Consider the following 17,801-nt stretch of genomic DNA (forward strand, 5'->3'; position numbering starts at 1 on the left):
GCGCTTGTCGATCCGACAGGACGAGGCGACACGATCGGCGATGCCTCCGTCGCGCGCACGGGCCTGACACGGATCAGCGTCGGGAGCGACTGGGAGAACACCGAAAGGAATGGCGGAGACGGAGGGATTCGAACCCTCGATACCCCTTTCGGGGTATGCTCATTTAGCAAACGAGTGCCTTCAGCCGCTCGGCCACGTCTCCGCAGGCGGTCGATCTAGAATTTCGCATTCGGCGGGTCAAGCAGCGATTGGCGCGGCCGCAGGGAAATCGATGCCTTCCGGGCGGGCGTGCCGTCGGGGCCACAGGCCCGGTCGATGCCCCGGGGCCGCCGGACGGGCCGGGCAGGGCGGCTCTTACGGCCGCCGTGCCGTCTCAGGCGCCGACGCTGGCGGCGAGGCGCTTGCGCTGGATCTTGCCGTTCGCCGTGCGCGGCAGCGCATCCAGGAAGCGCACTTCGCGGGGGCACTTGTAGGTCGCGAGGCGATCGAGACACCAGGCCATGATGTCGTCGGCGTCCAGCACGGCATCGGGTTTCGGCACGACGAAGGCGGTGATGACGCTGAGGTCGGCCCGGACCGCCATCTCCGCGACGCCGACCTCGGCGACGTCGGGATGCTCGATCACGACTCCCTCGATCTCGTTCGGCGAGACCCGGTAGCCGAAGGCGTTCATGAGGTCGTCGTCGCGGCCGTGGAAGGTCAGGTAGCCGTCCGCATCGAGGCTCGCGCGGTCGCCACCGACGAACCAGTCGCCGCGCATCACCGCGGCCTCCTCCTCGGGCCGGTTCCAGTAGCCCAGCATCAGGCCGGGCTCGGAGCGGTGGATGGCGAGGAGGCCGACCTCTCCGGGCGGCAGCGGCTCGGCCGGGCCCTCGGCCGGCAGGATCGCAACGCGGCGCCCGGGCTGCGGTTTGCCGGGGGAGCCGGGGCGCACGGGGATCGTCGGGCCGCTCGAGACGTAGGTCGAGCACTCGCTCATCCCGAGGGCCTCGTAGAGGGGCTTGCCGGTCGCCTGCGTCCAGGCCGCGAGGAGCTCGGGCGACAGGGCCTCTCCCGCCGTCACCCCGTGGCGCAGGGTGCCGAGATCGACGGCCCCGAGATCGGCATATTTCAGGATCTGGCGGTAGACGCTCGGCACGGCGGCGAAGAGCGTTGCCCGATGGCGGGCGATGAGGGCCGGCCAGATCGCCGGATCGCGCGGGCCGTCGTAGAGCACCGCCGTGGCGCCGCAGGCCCAGGGATCGGTGATCCCGACGCCCAGCGTGTAGGTCCAGTTCATCGTACCGGCATGGAGCATGACGTCGTGCTCCGACAGGCCGAGCCAGTGCGCGTGCATCGGCCGGCGCCCGCGGATGGCGCGATGCGCGTGCAGGACGCCCTTGGGCCGGCTGGTCGTGCCGGAGGTGTAGACCAGGGTCGCGGGGTCCTCGGCCCGGGTGTCCGCGTAATCGGGCAGCGCCGGCCCGGCCTTCATCGCGGCGATGTCGTCGGGCCGGAGCAGGATTCGCCCCCCGAGCCCGGCCGGATCGACGGCATGGCCCGCCCCCACGACCACGACGGACGCGCCCGCATTCTCCATCAGGAACGCGGCCTCGGGCTCGGTCAGCTGCGGCGAGGCGGGCAGGGCCACGAGGCCGGCGGCCAGGGCTCCGAAGTAGACCAGCACGTAGTCCGCCTCGTTGCCCATGCGGATCATCACGCGCGCGCCGGGCGCGAGGCCGAGGGACCGAAGCCCGGCCCCGATGGCCCGGACCGCCCGATCGACCTCGCCGAAGGTCAGGACGCGAACGTCGTCGCCGGCTCCCGCCATGATGAGCGCCGTCTTGTGGGCGCGCAGGCGGGCATTCTCGGCAAGGCAGAAGCGCGCGCCGTTGAACGGCGGGGCCTCGGCGGCGGTGGCAAGGGATGAGGTCAAGCGAGGGCTCCGTGGCGACCCGCGCAAGGAAGCCGAAAGCGGGCGCCTCGACAAGGGCACCCGCTCCCCGTTTCCGACGCGCCGCCCCGCGGCGCGGCCGGCCCTCAGCCGGCGATTTCCTTGGCGGCGACGAGCATCTCCTTCATCGCTTCCGCGGCGGCCTGGTAGGCGGGGGTTCCGACATCCCAGTTGCTGGCCTTGAGGGCTTCCAGCATCTTGCCGGCTTCCGCGAAGGCCTTGCTCTCCGCAGCCACCAGCCGGGCGAAGGCGGGGTGGGCGGCCGGTGCCGTCCCGGCCAGGTCCGTCTTCAGGCTCCGGCCGGGCTGGCCCGACGGGGTGGCCAGGATCGGATCCGGCTGCGCCATGCCGACGAGAACCCGGGCGAGCTTGCGCTTCCACGCGCCGAGATCGGCTGGCAGGCGCACCAGGGCGTAGACCGGCACGTCGCGGGCATTCGCGTTCAGCGCCGTCTGGCCGGTGGCCTCGGCGCGCACGAGTCGGCTCGTGATCTTCTCGATCTCCTCGTGGGTCTTCGAGGCCTTCGCGGCGATGTTCTGCACGCTGGTCGAGATTTCCGAGGTCGCAGCCCGCTGTTGTCCCAGCATGTGCGAGATCGCCTGGTTCAGGTCGCTCGCCTGCGCGATGCGGGCATTGGTCTCGACGATCCGGTGCTCGAGGTGATCGACGATGGTGCGGCCCGTGGTGACGGCGCTGCGGCTCTCGTGAACCGCCTCCGAGATCGCGCCCATCTCGGCGGTGAGGGTGCTCAGCAGCCCGCGGATCTCCCCGGTGGACTTGGCTGTCTGGGCGGAGAGCGACTTCACCTCGGCGGCCACCACGGAGAACCCGCGGCCGGCCTCGCCCGCCCGGGCGGCCTCGATGGTGGCGTTGAGGGCCAGGAGATTGGTCTGCGCCGAAATCGCCGCGATGGTGGTGGCCATCACCTCGATCTGCGCGATGGCGCGCTCGAGGACGACGACGCGATCGGAGATCTGCGAGGTCCGGACATCGATCTCGTGCATCGCCGTGCGCGCCTTCTGCGCGTCCTGGATGCAGGCCTGGGTCTCCGCGAGGGCATCCCGCGCGACGGTCACCACGGTCTCGGAGGTCTGCGCCACCTCCGCCACGGAGGCCGCCATCTCCTCGGCGGCGCCCGCGATCGTCTGGGTGGCGCTCGCCACCTCACCGACGTCGTAGGTCATCCAACCCGTGTTCGTCGCAGCTTCCGAGGCCTCGCGGGCGACGGAGGCGGTGGTGGCCAGGCTGCGCAGGAGATCGGCTTCGCGATTCGCATGCAACCGCTCGATCGCGGCGCGGAGCGGCCCCTCGGGCAGATCGACCGATGCGAGATTTTGGCTCACCATCAGGGATTCCACCGCCTGTACCAGACGGGCTTCGTCGCGGATCCCAGCGGCATCCGGCGCCGTCTCGGTGACGGGCGACTTCGGGGTGGAACGAGCGAAGGGAAGGCCGAGCATCGCGGTTGGTCCTGTAAGGCGTAGCGATGTGATCTACCAATCTTCCATTAATGTATCCTTATGGCCTGAAACACCCGCTCAAAATCGAGAAGCGTTCCGTCTCGCACCGCGATGCGCTGTTGTGCAACGCGAACGATTAACGGGTGGCTCGCCACAATCAGTGCTTATTGTCTACCACCAGTTTTGGCTCGATAAGCTTTAGCGTTTCATTATAATTTAGTTAAATTGCCATATTGATTGTTAATATCTATGACGAATTCAGAACCCTCGCGGAGGCCGGAGGGCTCATCCGTCCGGTCCAGCCCAGGTGGGACACCCGGCCGAACGCGACGTCCACTTCGACACAGGCCGGCGATGCCGGGAGGCCCGCGCGCGGCCCGGGGGATCGCCGCCCGCAACCTCCGGCGAGACCGAGGGGCGTCCGCCTGGACCAAATCTGTTCAGGCGCTGAACCATCCCGCGAGGCCCGGCACGGCACGGCCCATCCAATTCAGGATGGCGCCCGGGCAGGCGCGGAGGAAGACGGGCGGCGCGTCGGATCGACGCCGCTCGGCCGCCGGCCCGGATCGAGTCCGGCTCAGGCCGAGCGGGAGAGCGGCATCTCGCGCGGGCCGATGAGGTCCGCCTTGCGCTCCAGCAGAGTCGGCGGGGGGACCGGGGCTTCGATGGTGCAGACGACACCGCTGGCCGCGAACAGCAACTGGACCTCGCCATCGAGTTCCCGGGCCAGGCTGCGCTCGATCAGGCGTGAGCCGAAGCCGGTCCGGGTCGGCGGGACGACGGGGGGGCCGCCCTCCTCGCTCCAGCGCAGGATCAGGCGGGTCTCCGCCTGGCGCTCCACCGACCAGGCGATCGTCACCGTGCCCCCCTCCTGCGAGAGCGCCCCGTACTTCACCGCATTGGTGCCGAGTTCGTGGAGCGCCATGGCGATCGACAGGGCCAGGCGCGGCGGCAGCCGCAGGGCGGGACCGGAGACGAAGAACCGGGAGCGCTGCCCCTCCGCCGCATCCAGCGGTGCGATGGCGTCGGCCACGACGTTTCCGAGTTCGGCGCCGTCCCAGCTCTCCCGGGTGAGGACGTTGTGCACCCGGGCCAGGGCCAGCAGGCGGGCCTCGAACGCGGCTCGGGCCGCGGTGGCCTCCGGCCCCTCGAGCCGGCGCAGGGACTGTCCCGCGATCGACTGCACGGTGGCCAGGGTGTTCTTCACGCGATGGTTCAGTTCGTGAATCAGCAATTGCTGGTGCTCGGCGGCGCGCTTGGCGTCGGTGATGTCGACGTTGCAGCCCGTGTAGCCGAGGAAATTACCGGTATCGTCCGTCCGCGGCACCCCCTCGCAGCGCAGCCAGCGCACGACGCCGTCCTGGTCCACCACCCGGACGTCGGCCTGGAAGGGCACCCGCGCCGCGAAGGCGTCCCGAAAGCGGGTCGCGAAGGCCTCGTAGTCCTCCGCGAAGATGATCCGGCGCCAATCCTCGCCGGCCAGCACGGCGGCCGTATGCAGCCCGAACATGTGGTCGAAATGCATGTTGGCGAAGCTGATCCGGGCGTTCTCGTCGGTCATCCAGATCAGGGCCGGAGCGGAATCGGCCATGTGGCGGAAGCGGGCTTCGCTCTCGCGCAGGGCACTCAGGCCGCGCTGGGTCTCCGCCAGCGCCCGGTCGCGCTCGTCGCTGCGCAGGCGCAGGCGCTGGGAGGCCTCCGCGAGCACGTCTCCCAGGCGCCGGATCTCGTGGATCGGCGAGGTGATCCGCGGGATGACCTCGCCGCGGGAGAGGGCCGGCCCCGTCGCGGCGAGCCGGCGCAGGGGTTGCGAGACCCGCGACCACAGGTGAACCGCCAGGATGGACGAGGTCGCCAGCACCAGGAGGCCGAAGCCGCAGAAGGCCCAGATCCAGTTGCGCAGGCGCGCTTCCACCAGGGCCTGCGGGATGATCGCGGCCGCGGTCCAGCCCGTGAGGCGGGAGCGGGCCTCGACGACCGTCACGGCCTTGAGGCGCCGATCCTTGCCCTCCCAGACATTCGGCGTCGCGGTCTGGTACTGACGCAGGGTCGCGAGGCGCTGCGAGCCGATATTGGTCTCCGGATCGGGCACCCGCGCCAGGATGACCCCGTCCCGGTCGGAGAGGCCGGTGGTCCAGCCCTCGACGGCTTCCCGGGCGACCAGGCCGTCCAGCCGGCCGATCGGGACCGTGAAGCTGAGGATATGGGTGACGCCGCCCTCGCCGAACACCGGCACCGCGACCGCATAGGTCGCGTCCGCGGGCTTCATGCCCTTGACGTAGCCCGAGACGACGGCGCGCTGGCTGCCCGTGGCGATCTCGCGATCGAAGGGCAGCCCGCTGCGCGGCAGCGGGGCCCGGCGCGGCACCGCCGTGTTCACGACCTGCTGTCCGTCCGGTCGCCGAAGCAGGATGTCGAGGCCGACCGCGTCCCGCACGAGGCGCGCCTGGGCGTCGAAATTGTCGAACTCGCCGTCCTTCAGTCGCGGCGATGTGGCGAGGGTCTGCAGCACCGAGACGAGGCCCGCCGTGTCGCGGTCGACGGAGAGGGCGATGCTCCGCACGTTCTCGCGGGCATCCTGCTCGAAGCGGGCCCGCTCGGTTCCCGCGTAGCGCGCGAGGAGGATCGCCGTGAACAGCAATCCCGGTCCGATCAGCGCGATCACCAGGGCGACCAGGTAGACCTGGGTCGAGAAACCGCGCTGTCGGACACGCGCGAAGGCGGAGGCGAGCGACCCCCACCCCCGGCGCCAAGTGCGGCGCCCGGTCGGGGTCTCTCCGGGAGGCGGTGTCTCTCCGGGAGGCGGATGGCTCATGAGCGCGCGACGCCCGCGCGATCGATGTGTCCGAGGTCGCGATCCGGCGCGAGGTGATCCCGAACGCGCTGCTTGAGGACCTTGACGTCGGGGAAGCCGCCGTCGCGCGTCCGATCCCAGATCAGGTGCGGTCCGCACAGGATCACGAAGACGCCGCCGGTGCCGGGAATCAGCGCCACCTCCCCGAGGTCGTCGCGAAACGTGGAGAGGAGTTCCTGCGCCATCCATCCCGCCCGCAGCAGCCACTGGCACTGCGTGCAGTAGGTGATCGAAACCCGCGGCTTCTCGGGCGATGGGCGGGGCGTTTCGTCCATGGCGGGTAAAGCGACCGATCGGCCCCGGCTTGTCAACCGAAACGCGCGCCCGGGCACCGCACGGCGATGGTCGTCGGTAGGGTTCGGCGACGTTTTCCCGTCACCCGGCCAAGTTTTTCCCTGTGCGCCTTTATCGCAGCGCCGATGCGCCTATGTGTGTTCACGGGCCGGTGAGGGACCGATCTTCGCGCGGCGCGCCGATGGCCAAGGAGTTTAAGCATGCGTTCAGGTGTCGTCACCCCGACGACGGGTCCCGTCCGGGCCTGGCTCGGCAGGGTTCGGATCGCTGTCGCGGCTCTCGCCCTGGGCACGACCCTGACCGGCTGCGGAGCGATCAATCGGGTCCCGACCCTCGAGGAGCGGGCGAAATCCTCGTGGAGCGAGGTGCAGAACCAGTACCAGCGCCGGGCCGACCTGATCCCGAACCTCGTCGAGACGGTGAAGGGCTACGCGCAGCAGGAGAAGGACGTGCTGATCGGCGTGACCGAGGCGCGGGCCAAGGCGTCGAGCGTCAAGGTCGATGCCTCGACCGTGAGCGATCCGCAGAAGTTCAAGGAATTCCAGGACGCGCAGAACCAGCTCTCGGGCGCCCTCGGCCGCCTCCTCGTCACCGTCGAGCGCTACCCCGACATCAAGTCGAACCAGAACTTCCTCGCCCTGCAGTCGCAGCTCGAAGGCACCGAGAACCGGATCGCCGTCGCCCGCCGCGACTACATCGCCGCGGTCCAGGACTACAACACGGAGGTCCGCACCATTCCGGGCCGGTGGATCGCCGCCATCTTCTACCCGGACGCGAAGCCGATGGAGACCTTCACGGCGACGCCTAACGCCGAGCGCCCGCCGAACGTGAAGTTCTAGCCCGCCATGGACCGTCCGCGCCCGGGCAGCGCCGGGACAGACGCCATCCGGTCGATCGCCACGCGGCTGATCCTCGGGCTCTGGCTCGTCGTCGGCGCCACCGGCCTCGCGCACGCGCAGGCCGGTGGCGCCGAACCGACCTTCCCCGCCCTGACCGGGCGGGTGGTCGACGGCGCCGGCCTCCTCAAGCCCGAGGACCGGACGGCCCTCGAGACCAAGCTGAAGGCCTACGAGGACAAGACCTCCGATCAGGTGGTGGTCGCCACGGTCCCCAGCCTGCAGGGCCGGACGGTGGAGGACTACGCCAACCGCCTATTCCGCGCCTGGAAGCTCGGGCAGGCCAAGACCGACAACGGGGCGCTGCTCCTCGTCGCCCCCAACGAGCGCAAGGTCCGGATCGAAGTCGGCTACGGCCTCGAGGGGGCCCTGACCGATGCCCTCTCGAAGGTCATCATCACCACCGCGATCACGCCACGCTTCAAGGCCGGCGACTACGCCGGCGGCATCAACGCGGGCGTCGACGCGGTGCTGTCGATCCTCGCGGGCGACGCCGAGGAGTGGCAACGCAAGGCGCAGGTACGCAGCGACGAGGCCAATCCCGGACAGGTGGTGATCTTCATCATCCTGTTCTTCGTCGTCCTGTTCGTCGTCTACCGGATGAACCGCGGGCGGCGGGGCGGTGGGGGCGGCTTCATCATCCTGCCGGGGCCATCCTCGGGGGGCTGGAGCGGCGGCGTCTCGGGCGGCTTCGATGGGGGCGGTTTTTCCGGCGGGGGCGGCTCGTCGGGTGGGGGAGGGGCCTCCGGTGACTGGTAAGCGACCGCCCTTTCTCGATGCGCCGGCGCGGGCGCGGATCGCGGAGGCGATCCGCCGGGCCGAGACCGCGACGTCTGGCGAGATCGTCGTGCTGGTGGCCGCCCGTGCCGGACTCTACCGTTCCGCGCCGCTGCTGCTCGCCCTGGCCGTCGGCCTCGTCCTGCCCTGGCCGCTGATCGTCCTGACGCCGTGGAGCGCGGCCACGATCGCGCTGGCGCAGGTCGCCGTGGTCCTGCTGGCGCTCCTGGCGGGTCTCCATCCCCGGGTGCGGATGGCCCTGGTCCCACGGGCGATCCGCCACGATCGCGCCCACGAACAGGCCCTGCGCGAATTCACGACCCGCGGCCTCAGCCGGACGGCAGGGCGGACCGGGGTGCTGATCTACGTCGCCCGGGCCGAGGGCCATGCCGAGATCGTGGCCGATCACGGCGTTGCCGCGCGCGTCCCGCCCGGCGCCTGGTCCGGCGCGATCGAGGCGCTCCTGGCCGCCCTGCGCCGCGGCGAGGCCGAGGCGGGCCTGACCGAAGCCGTCGGGCAGGTCGGCACCATCCTGGCCGGGCCACTTCCGCCGGAAGCCAGACCCCTCGACGCCCTGCCGAACCGCGTCATCGAACTCGATTGAGGATCGCGGACCTTTCGCAACCCGCGGTGACAAACGGGGGATGGGTTATTCAATCCCTACCGATTGAAATCGCGGGCCTCTGGCCCTGCGGAAGAATTTGCGCAAGAAGAGCCCTTGACGACCGGCCACGAAGGACAGGTCGCAGGAGCGAGACGTCTATGAGTGCGGTAACGAAGCACGGGCCCTGGGCCCTCGTGGGAGCGCTGGGGGCGGCCGCCCTCGCCATCGTCGCGACGACGCGCGGGGAAACGGTCAACGCCCTCTGGATCGTCGTGGCGGCGGTCTGCGTCTATCTCATCGCCTATCGCTACTACTCGCTCTTCATCTCCTCCAAGGTCATGCGGCTCGACGACAGCCGCCGGACGCCGGCCCACGTCCACAACGACGGGCTCGACTACGTCCCCACCAACCGCAACGTGCTGTTCGGACACCACTTCGCCGCCATCGCCGGCGCCGGGCCGCTGGTCGGCCCCGTGCTCGCCGCGCAGATGGGCTACCTCCCGGGCCTGCTCTGGATCCTGGCCGGCGTGGTGCTGGCCGGCGCCGTGCAGGACTTCATGGTCCTCTTCATCTCGATGCGCCGGGACGGCCGCTCGCTGGGTGAGCTGATCCGGTCCGAACTCGGCACCATTCCGGGCGTCATCGCCCTGTTCGGCACCTTCATGATCATGGTCATCCTGCTGGCGGTGCTGGCGATGATCGTCGTGAAGGCCCTGGCCGAGAGCCCCTGGGGCACCTTCACGGTCGCGGCGACGATCCCGATCGCGATGCTGATGGGCCTCTACGCCCGCTACATCCGGCCCGGAAAGGTCGGCGAGGTCTCGATCATCGGCTTCGTGCTGCTGATGCTGGCCATCGTCTACGGCGGCAACGTGGCGGCCGATCCTTACTGGGGCCCGGTCTTCACCTTCACGGGCACGCAGCTCTGCTGGCTGCTGATCGGCTACGGCTTCATCGCCTCGATCCTGCCGGTCTGGCTCCTGCTCGCCCCGCGCGACTACCTCTCGACCTTCCTCAAGATCGGCACGATCATCGGCTTGGCGCTGGGCATCGCCTACGTCGCCCCGCACATGCAGATGCCGGCCGTGACCAAGTTCGTCGACGGCAGCGGACCGGTCTGGGCCGGGTCGCTGTTCCCGTTCCTGTTCATCACCATCGCCTGCGGCGCGGTCTCGGGCTTCCACGCGCTGATCTCCTCAGGCACCACGCCCAAGCTCATCGACCGCGAGTCCGATGCCCGCTTCATCGGCTACGGCGGCATGCTCATGGAGAGCTTCGTGGCCGTGATGGCGCTGGTTTCCGCCAGCGTGATCGAGCCGGGCATCTACTTCACCATGAACTCGCCCGCCGGCCTCGTCGGCACGACGCCGGAGAGCGCGGCGGCCGCGGTGACGAAGCTCGATCCCGCCTTCGCCATCACGCCGGAGCAGATCGCCCAGACGGCCAAGGACGTCGGCGAGCACTCGATCATCTCCCGCGCCGGCGGCGCGCCGACCCTCGCGGTCGGCATGGCGCACATCATCTCCTCGGCCATCGGCGGCAAGGCGATGATGGCGTTCTGGTACCACTTCGCCATCCTGTTCGAGGCGCTGTTCATCCTGACCGCGGTGGATGCCGGCACGCGCGCCGGGCGCTTCATGCTGCAGGACCTGCTCGGCCTCGTCTCGCCGCGCTTCAAGGACACGACGGCCTGGGCGCCCAGCATCCTGGCCACCGCCCTCTGCGTCGGCGCCTGGGGCTACTTCCTCTACCAGGGCGTCACCGATCCCCTCGGCGGCATCTACACCCTGTGGCCGCTGTTCGGCATCTCCAACCAGATGCTGGCCGCCGTGGCCCTGACGCTCGCCACCGTGGTGATCTTCAAGATGAAGCGCGAGCGCTACGCCTTCGTCACGATCATCCCCACCGTCTGGCTCTGCGTCTGCACCCTCACGGCCGGCTGGCAGAAGATCTTCTCGGCCGACCCCAAGATCGGCTTCCTGTCCCACGCCGATCGCTTCTCGGCGGCCATCGCCGAGAACAAGGTGCTGGCGCCCGCCAAGAGCATGGCCGACATGCACAAGATCGTCTTCAACGACCGGATCGACGCCGCCCTCGCGGTGCTGTTCGTCGGCCTCGTGCTCGCCATCGCCACCTTCGGCATCATGGCCTGCGTGAAGGCCTATCGGGCCGATCGCTGGACCGCCCTGGAGAGCGGCGGCCCGGCCGCCGTTCCCGCGGAGTAAAGCCCATGGCGCTGTCGTCGACCGAATTGCGGGACCGTCTCAAGACCTTCTCGAAATGCGTCTGCGACGGCGCCCGACTGATGGTGGGGCAGGGCGATTACGAGGCCTATGCCGCCCATATCCGCAGGACGCATGCGGACCAGGAGCCCATGAGCGAGCGGGAGTTCTTCCGGAACCGGGAGAACGCCCGCTTCGGCGTCGGCAACCGCAGCGGCTTCCGCTGCTGCTGAACGCGTCCGCCTGCCGTACCGGCGGGTCTTCACCGGACGGACGGCCTCGCGCGCGTCCTCCGCAGCCATCCGATCACACGCAGACGCGCCCGGCGGATGCCGCCCCATGGCCCGGCCCCGAGCCCGCCGCGTGGGCCATCCCCACGGGCTCGGGTGACGCGGTGCCGAGGGGCCTCGGCCGCGACGTCCCGACGAAGCCTGCCCAGGTCTCGGGCCGCGGCGCCGGCGATGCGGCCCCCGGTTTACACGCGGAAACAAAAATCCCGGCTTGAAACCTCGATTGCGTCGCGGCGTCACGGCTACAGAGGAACCGGTGGCGTGCGACCACCGTGGTACACCAGCCTGAACGCGATCGCGCGGGAGCCGCATGGGCCTCGTCCAGTATGCTCTGAAGTTCCGCATCACGATCTACGTGCTGGCCGTGCTGATGATGCTCGGCGGCGCGGCGGCGGTCGTGGTCGCGCCCAAGGATGTGCTGCCCACCGTGGATATCCCGGTGGTCGTGGTGGTGTGGACCTACAACGGCCTGTCGACCTCCGAGATGGAGCGTCGCATCACGACCTACGCGGAGTTCTCGCTCTCCAACAACGTCAACAACATCGCCCGGATGGAATCGACGACCCTGCAGGGCACGGCGATCCAGAAGATCTACTTCGACGGCGCGGTGAGCATCGATCTCGCCATCGCCCAGGTCGTCTCGGCGATGAACTCGATCCGCGCGACGATGCCGCCCGGGGTGCAGCCCCCCATCGTCCTGCGCTTCTCGGCCTCCTCGGTGCCGGTGATCCAGCTCGCGCTCTCGTCCGACCGGGAGAGCCTGACCAAGGTCTTCGACTACGCCCAGTATCGCATCCGCCAGCGCCTGACCCAGGTGCCGGGCTCGACCCTGCCCTCGCCCTTCGGCGGCACCCCGCGCCAGATCATGGTCGATCTCGACCTGCACGCCCTCCAGGCCCTCGGGCTCACGGCGCTGGACGTCACCAACGCGGTGACGGCCCAGAACCTGACGATCCCCTCCGGCCTCGCCAAGATCGGCGAGCAGCAATACCCGGTGCAGCTCAATGCCTCGCCCGAGGCGATCGAGGCCCTGAACCAGATCCCCATCAAGGTGGTGGGCGGCCAGCCGATCCTGGTGCGCGACGTCGCCAATGTGCGCGACGGCGGCCCGCCGCAGGTCAACATCGTGCGCGCGGACGGCCTGCACTCGGTGCTGATGCGCATCTTCAAGAACGGCACCGCTTCGACGCTAGATGTCGTCAACAACGTGAAGAAGGCGCTGCCCGACATCCAGGCCGCCGCCCCCGAGGGCATGAGCCTGAAGCCGCTGTTCGACCAGTCGGTCTTCGTCTCCGCCGCCATCGAGGGCGTGATCCACGAGGCAATCATCGCGGCGGGCCTGACGGGCCTCACCATCCTGCTGTTCCTCGGGTCGTGGCGCTCCACCATCGTGGTGCTGGTCTCGATCCCGCTCTCGATCCTGACCTCCCTGGCGATCCTGGCGGCGCTCGGCGAGACCATCAACGTGATGACGCTGGGCGGCCTCGCCCTGGCGGTCGGCATCCTGGTCGACGATGCGACGGTGGCGATCGAGAACACCTACCGGCTGTTCGAGGAGGGCGAGCCCTTCCGCAAGTCGGTGGTGGAGGGCGCGGCCGGCATCGCCAAGCCGGCGCTGATCTCGACCCTGTCGATCTGCGCCGCCTTCGTCTCGGTCTTCGCCCTCACGGACACGCCGAAATACCTGTTCACGCCCCAGGCCCTGGCGGTCGTGTTCGCCATGCTGACCTCCTACGTCCTGTCGCGCACCCTGGTCCCGGTGCTGATCGACGTGCTGGTGGCGCGGGAATACGACGCCAAGCACGGGGCGGGCACCACGCCGCGGCGGGGACGCGTCGCCCGCGCCCTCGCGTGGATCGGCGGCCCGGTCTTTCGGCTGGCCGGCTGGGTCCGCCACGGCTTCGAGGCGCGGTTCGCGCGCTTCCAGCGCGGCTATCTCGGCCTGCTCCACGTCGTCGTCGCCCGCCGCGCCGCGACGCTGACCCTGGTGGCCGTCGTCTTCGCCACCACCGCCGGGCTCTTCGTCTTCGTGGGGCAGGACTACTTCCCGCAGGTCGCCTCGAGCCAGATGACCCTGCACCTGCGGACCCGGCCGGGGATGCGCATCGAGACGGCCGAGCAGGTCTTCGCCCAGGTCGAGAACGTGGTCCGCGAGGTGATCCCCGAGGGCGAGATCGACCAGATCCTCGACAATATCGGCCTGCCGGCGAACAACTACAATTTCGCGTTCTCGGACGGTTCGTTCGTCGCCTACAACGACGGCCAGATGCTCATCAACCTCAAGGAGGGCCACGGTTCGGTGGCGGATTACACCAAGCGCCTGCGCGAGGTCTTGCGCGAGCGTTTCCCCGACGTGGTGTTCTACTTCCAGCCCTCGGACATCATCACCCAGATCCTGAACTTCGGCACCCTGGCGCAGATCGACATCCAGGTCTCGGGCCGCAACACCGCCAAGGACCTCGAGGTGGCCCAGAGCATCGTCCGCCGCCTGAAGGCGGTGCGCGGGGCGGTCGACGTGCACCTGCACCAGATCGTCGGCACGCCGCAATTCTTCGTCGACGTCGACCGGCGGCTCGCCTCGGAGCTCGGGCTGACCCAGCAGCAGATCGCCCAGGGGCTGAACGTCTCGCTGTCGGGCTCGTTTCAGGTGACGCCGAACTTCTGGACCGACCCGAAGACCGGCATCCCCTACCAGCTCTGGGTGCAGACTCCGGAATACCGCAACGACTCGCTCACCGCGCTCCAGAACACGCCGCTCCTCGTCAACGGCAATGCGGATGCGCCGGGCGTGCTGACGCTCCTCTCCAGCGTCTCGACCCTGCGCCGCGAGGGGTCGCAGACGGTGATCAATCACGTCAACACCCAGCCGACCTTCAACGTCTACGCGGCGGTGCAGGACAGCGATCTCGGCTCGGTGTCGAAGGAGATCCGCCGGATCATCGCCGAGGAGCAGAAGGCCCTGCCGGCGCCGGACAAGATCATCGTGCGCGGCCAGATCGAGAACATGGAATCGGCCTTCTTTCGGCTTCAGGTCGGCCTCGCGATCGCGCTGGTGGCGGTCTACCTGCTGATGGCGGTGAACTTCCAGAGCTGGGGCGATCCCTTCGTGGTGCTGGCCGCCCTGCCGCTGGCCTTCTGCGGCATCGTCGCGAGCCTGTTCATCACCGGGACGACGTTCTCGATTCCCTCGCTCTTCGGGGCGATCATGTCGGTGGGCATCGCCTCCGCGAACTCGATCCTGCTGGTGACCTTCGCCAAGGAGCATCGCGAGGCCACGGGATGCGGTGCCGTCGAGGCGGCCCTGCTCGCCGGCGAGACCCGCCTGCGGCCGGTGCTGATGACCGCGAGCGCGATGTTCCTCGGCCTGATCCCGATGGCCCTCGGCACGGGCGAGGGCGGCGAGCAGAACGCGGCTTTGGCCCGGGCCGTCATGGGCGGCATCGCCATCGGCACGCCGGCGACGCTGCTCTTCGTGCCGTTCCTGTACACGCTCCTACGCCGGGGCGCGGTCAAGCCGCTGGAGGATTACGCGTGAGCCGTTGGCGGGTCTGGAACAGGGATGGCAGGATGAGGCCCGGTTCGGCGATGGGACAGGCGTGATGCATCAGACCCACGATCCGTCCGCCATCCCGCCGCCACCCGGCAAGGCGCCCTTCCTGATCGCGGCCCTGGCCGCCCTCGGCCTGCTCGCCTGGGGCGGCTACGGCCAGATGCAGCGGCGCGCCGCCGCCTCCGAGACCCAGCGCAAGGTGAACAGCTTCGTGCCGGTGGTGCGCACCGCCACCGCGGAGCGGGCCGACAAGCCCATCGACATCACCCTGCCGGGGCAGACCGACGCCTTCGCCAAGGCGGCCCTCTACGCCCGCGCCACCGGCTACATCGCCGAGCGCCGGGTCGATATCGGCAGCCGTGTCCGCCAGGGCGACATCCTGATGCGCATCGCGGCGCCCGACCTCGACCAGCAGCTGGCCCAGGCGGAGGCGCAGACGGGACAGCTCGAGGCCGCGCTCCTGCAGGCCCGGTCCATGGTCGACCAGGCCAAGGCCAACGTGAACCTCGCCAACGTCACCAACAGCCGCACCTCCACCCTGGCGGGGCAGGGCTGGGCCTCGAAGCAGAACGCGGACAATTCCCAGGCCAGCGTGCTCAGTCAGGCCGCGACCCTCGCCTCGGCGGAAGCCGGCGTGAAGGTGGCCCAGGCCAACATCAAGGCCCAGGCGGCCACGGTGGAGCGCCTGCGGGCGCTCACCGGCTTCAAGGACATCATCGCGCCCTTCGACGGCGTGGTGACCCAGCGCGGCGTCGATGTCGGCGACCTCGTGCACGCCGACGGCACCGGGACCGCCCTGCTTTCCATGGACCGCGACGACATCCTGCGCGTCTCGGTCAACGTACCCCAGAACGTCGCCGTCGGGGTGAAGCCGGGGGTGGATGCGTCCATCAAGGTGCCGCAGATCGCCGACCGGACCTTCTCGGGCAAGGTCGAGCGCAGCTCGGTGGCGCTGCTGACCTCGTCGCGCACCCTGACGGCGCAGGTCGACGTCCCGAACACCGACGGCGCCCTGCGGGCCGGGCTCTACGTCTACGTCACCCTGAAGGTGCCGCGCACCGAACCGAACGTGCGGGTGCCGGCCGAGACCCTCGTCTTCAACCAGCGCGGCACCCAGGTGGCGGTGGCCCGCGACGACGGCACGGCACAGTGGCGCACGGTGACGATCCGGCGCGACCTCGGTACCACGGTGGAGCTCGGCCAGGGCCTGGAGGGCGGCGAGGAGATCGTACTCAGCCCCCCCGCCGACCTGCAGGACGGCCAGAAGATCGAGCGCAAGCCGCCGACCGCCGACGGCAAGCCGCTGAAATCGGCCGCGCGCTGAGGGCAGGCCCCCGGTTGCGCCGGCCCGCCCCGGCGTAGACAAGGCGGTCCCGGCGTCGCGCCAGCGACCCGCAGCGGACCCCTTCATGCCGGCCCCTCCCCACGCCGAGTCGCGCGACGGCTCCCGCTTCGCCTCGATCGCCGCGGCCATCACCTGCGTGGCGGTGGTCGGCATCGGCCTCAGCCTGACGATCCCGCTGCTCTCCATCGAGATGGCGCGTATGGGCGCGTCGAGCACCCTGATCGGGGTGAACACCGCCGTGGCGGGCCTCGCGGCCATCCTGACGGTGCCGTTCGTGCCGCGCCTGGCGGCCCGGCTCGGCGTGCTGCCGCTCCTCGTGGGCGCCATCGTCCTCGGCGCCCTCTGCCTCGTCGCCTTCAAGCTCCTCCAGGGCATCGCCTGGTGGTTCGTGCTGCGCTTCGTGTTTTCCACGAGCCTCGGCGCCCTGTTCGTGCTCTCGGAGTTCTGGATCAACGCGGCGGCCCCGCCGGAGCGGCGCGGCCTGGTGATGGGCGTCTACGCCACGGTCCTGGCGCTGGGCTTCGCGGTGGGACCGACCCTGCTCACCGTCCTGGGGACGCAGGGCTACGCGCCCTATCTCGGCGGGGCCGGCCTGTTCCTCGTCGCCCTGGTCCCCCTCCTGCTGGCCCGGGGCCTGTCCCCGGTGATCGGGCACGGCGCGTCGCGCCCCTTCCACGCCTATCTGCGCCTCGCGCCCGCCGCCACCGCCGCGGCCCTGGTCTACGGGGCGGTGGAGACCGGCGGCTTCGCGATCCTGCCCCTCTACGGCCTGCGCCTCGGCTACGACGCCGAGACGGCGGCCGGCCTCGTCAGTGCGCTGGCGCTGGGCAACGTCCTCTTCCAGATCCCCTTCGGCTGGCTCGCCGACCGGGTCGACCGGCGCCTCGTCCTGCTCATGGCCGGGCTCGGCGGGGCCCTCGGGTCGATGCTGATACCCCTGGCGTCGACCTGGTTTCCGGCCCTCCTCGGATTGCTGTTCCTGTGGGGCGGCATCGCCGGGACGCTCTACACCGTGGGCCTCGCCCATCTCGGCGCCACCGTGCAGGGGCCGGAACTGGCGGGGGCCAACGCCGCCTTCGTGGTCCTCTACAATGTCGGTCTGATGCTCGGTCCGCCGCTCATCGGCGGGGGCATGGACCTGATCCCGCCCCAGGGGTTCGCCTACAGCCTCTGCCTGCTGTTCCTGGGCTACGCGATGGTCGTCGCCCTGGGCATCGTCCGGCATCCGACGTATGAGGCGCCTTGACGAATCCCGGCCGATGGGGCAATCACCCGCCGGTATTCAGCCGGCCACCGCCGGCCCTTTTGCGTTTCGCTGATGCGGAATGCCGCGATCACAGGAGCGCCGCGTCCATGGCCAAGGCCGTCACCGTTAAAGTCAAGCTGATCTCGACCGCCGACACGGGTTACTTCTACGTCACCAAGAAGAACTCCCGTACGCAGACCGAGAAGCTGTCGATGAAGAAGTACGACCCCGTCGTGCGCAAGCATGTCGACTTCAAGGAAACCAAGATCAAGTAAGCCCGCCGGCGCCTCGCGCCGCATCGGTGTCTTCGAGGCCGTTTCTCCGGGTGGG

The 17,801-nt window shown here is 69.8% G+C and carries 13 protein-coding genes and 1 tRNA gene; 9 read left to right on the plus strand and 5 right to left on the minus strand.

What is annotated here, in order from left to right; translation table 11 throughout:
• Positions 1 to 110 precede the first annotated feature (110 nt).
• The 5 genes from ASF41_RS05185 to ASF41_RS05205 all read right to left on the minus strand — a co-directional run bounded on the left by ASF41_RS05185 (position 111) and on the right by ASF41_RS05205 (position 6,522).
• A tRNA-Ser gene (locus ASF41_RS05185) sits at positions 111 to 202 on the minus strand.
• A gap of 171 nt (positions 203 to 373) precedes the next feature.
• Positions 374 to 1,915, minus strand: a complete 1,542-nt coding sequence (locus ASF41_RS05190) for a class I adenylate-forming enzyme family protein (RefSeq protein ID WP_056491435.1) — start codon at positions 1,913 to 1,915, stop codon at positions 374 to 376.
• A 104-nt stretch (positions 1,916 to 2,019) separates the two neighbouring features.
• Positions 2,020 to 3,393 carry a methyl-accepting chemotaxis protein gene (locus ASF41_RS05195; RefSeq protein ID WP_056212848.1) on the minus strand — a complete coding sequence of 458 codons (1,374 nt, stop codon included), beginning with the start codon at positions 3,391 to 3,393 and terminating at the stop codon, positions 2,020 to 2,022.
• A 577-nt stretch (positions 3,394 to 3,970) separates the two neighbouring features.
• On the minus strand, positions 3,971 to 6,208 hold the full coding sequence (locus ASF41_RS05200) for a sensor histidine kinase (RefSeq protein ID WP_082504061.1): 2,238 nt from the start codon (positions 6,206 to 6,208) through the stop codon (positions 3,971 to 3,973).
• Positions 6,205 to 6,522 carry a SelT/SelW/SelH family protein gene (locus tag ASF41_RS05205; RefSeq protein WP_056212846.1) on the minus strand — a complete coding sequence of 106 codons (318 nt, stop codon included), beginning with the start codon at positions 6,520 to 6,522 and terminating at the stop codon, positions 6,205 to 6,207. Before ASF41_RS05205 ends, ASF41_RS05200 begins: the two co-directional genes overlap by 4 nt.
• 219 nt (positions 6,523 to 6,741) lie before the next feature.
• Here ASF41_RS05205 and ASF41_RS05210 point away from each other — a divergent pair, with 219 nt between their 5' ends.
• The 9 genes from ASF41_RS05210 to rpmG all read left to right on the plus strand — a co-directional run bounded on the left by ASF41_RS05210 (position 6,742) and on the right by rpmG (position 17,746).
• Positions 6,742 to 7,380 (plus strand): LemA family protein, encoded by a 639-nt coding sequence (locus ASF41_RS05210; RefSeq protein ID WP_056212844.1) that lies wholly within the window; start codon positions 6,742 to 6,744, stop codon positions 7,378 to 7,380.
• A gap of 6 nt (positions 7,381 to 7,386) precedes the next feature.
• Entirely contained in the window at positions 7,387 to 8,196 is an 810-nt protein-coding gene (locus tag ASF41_RS05215; RefSeq protein ID WP_056491438.1) for a YgcG family protein, read from the plus strand.
• Positions 8,186 to 8,818 (plus strand): TPM domain-containing protein, encoded by a 633-nt coding sequence (locus ASF41_RS05220; protein ID WP_056491440.1) that lies wholly within the window; start codon positions 8,186 to 8,188, stop codon positions 8,816 to 8,818. Before ASF41_RS05215 ends, ASF41_RS05220 begins: the two co-directional genes overlap by 11 nt.
• A 158-nt stretch (positions 8,819 to 8,976) precedes the next feature.
• Positions 8,977 to 11,043 (plus strand): carbon starvation CstA family protein, encoded by a 2,067-nt coding sequence (locus tag ASF41_RS05225; protein ID WP_056212837.1) that lies wholly within the window; start codon positions 8,977 to 8,979, stop codon positions 11,041 to 11,043.
• 5 nt (positions 11,044 to 11,048) lie between these two features.
• Positions 11,049 to 11,273 carry a YbdD/YjiX family protein gene (locus ASF41_RS05230; RefSeq protein ID WP_056212834.1) on the plus strand — a complete coding sequence of 75 codons (225 nt, stop codon included), beginning with the start codon at positions 11,049 to 11,051 and terminating at the stop codon, positions 11,271 to 11,273.
• 367 nt (positions 11,274 to 11,640) lie between these two features.
• The gene (locus ASF41_RS05235; RefSeq protein WP_056491442.1) at positions 11,641 to 14,865 is read left to right on the plus strand and encodes an efflux RND transporter permease subunit; all 3,225 of its coding nucleotides are present in this window, start codon (positions 11,641 to 11,643) and stop codon (positions 14,863 to 14,865) included.
• 64 nt (positions 14,866 to 14,929) lie between these two features.
• On the plus strand, positions 14,930 to 16,204 hold the full coding sequence (locus ASF41_RS05240) for an efflux RND transporter periplasmic adaptor subunit (protein ID WP_056491443.1): 1,275 nt from the start codon (positions 14,930 to 14,932) through the stop codon (positions 16,202 to 16,204).
• 85 nt (positions 16,205 to 16,289) lie between these two features.
• Positions 16,290 to 17,471: an MFS transporter gene (locus tag ASF41_RS05245; RefSeq protein ID WP_056491445.1), complete on the plus strand. Its 1,182-nt coding sequence runs from the start codon at positions 16,290 to 16,292 to the stop codon at positions 17,469 to 17,471.
• 107 nt (positions 17,472 to 17,578) lie between these two features.
• Positions 17,579 to 17,746 carry a 50S ribosomal protein L33 gene (gene rpmG, locus ASF41_RS05250; protein ID WP_018044575.1) on the plus strand — a complete coding sequence of 56 codons (168 nt, stop codon included), beginning with the start codon at positions 17,579 to 17,581 and terminating at the stop codon, positions 17,744 to 17,746.
• Positions 17,747 to 17,801 lie beyond the last annotated feature (55 nt).

Source organism: Methylobacterium sp. Leaf111, from assembly GCF_001423285.1.
In the GTDB taxonomy this organism is placed as follows: Bacteria; Pseudomonadota; Alphaproteobacteria; order Rhizobiales; family Beijerinckiaceae; genus Methylobacterium.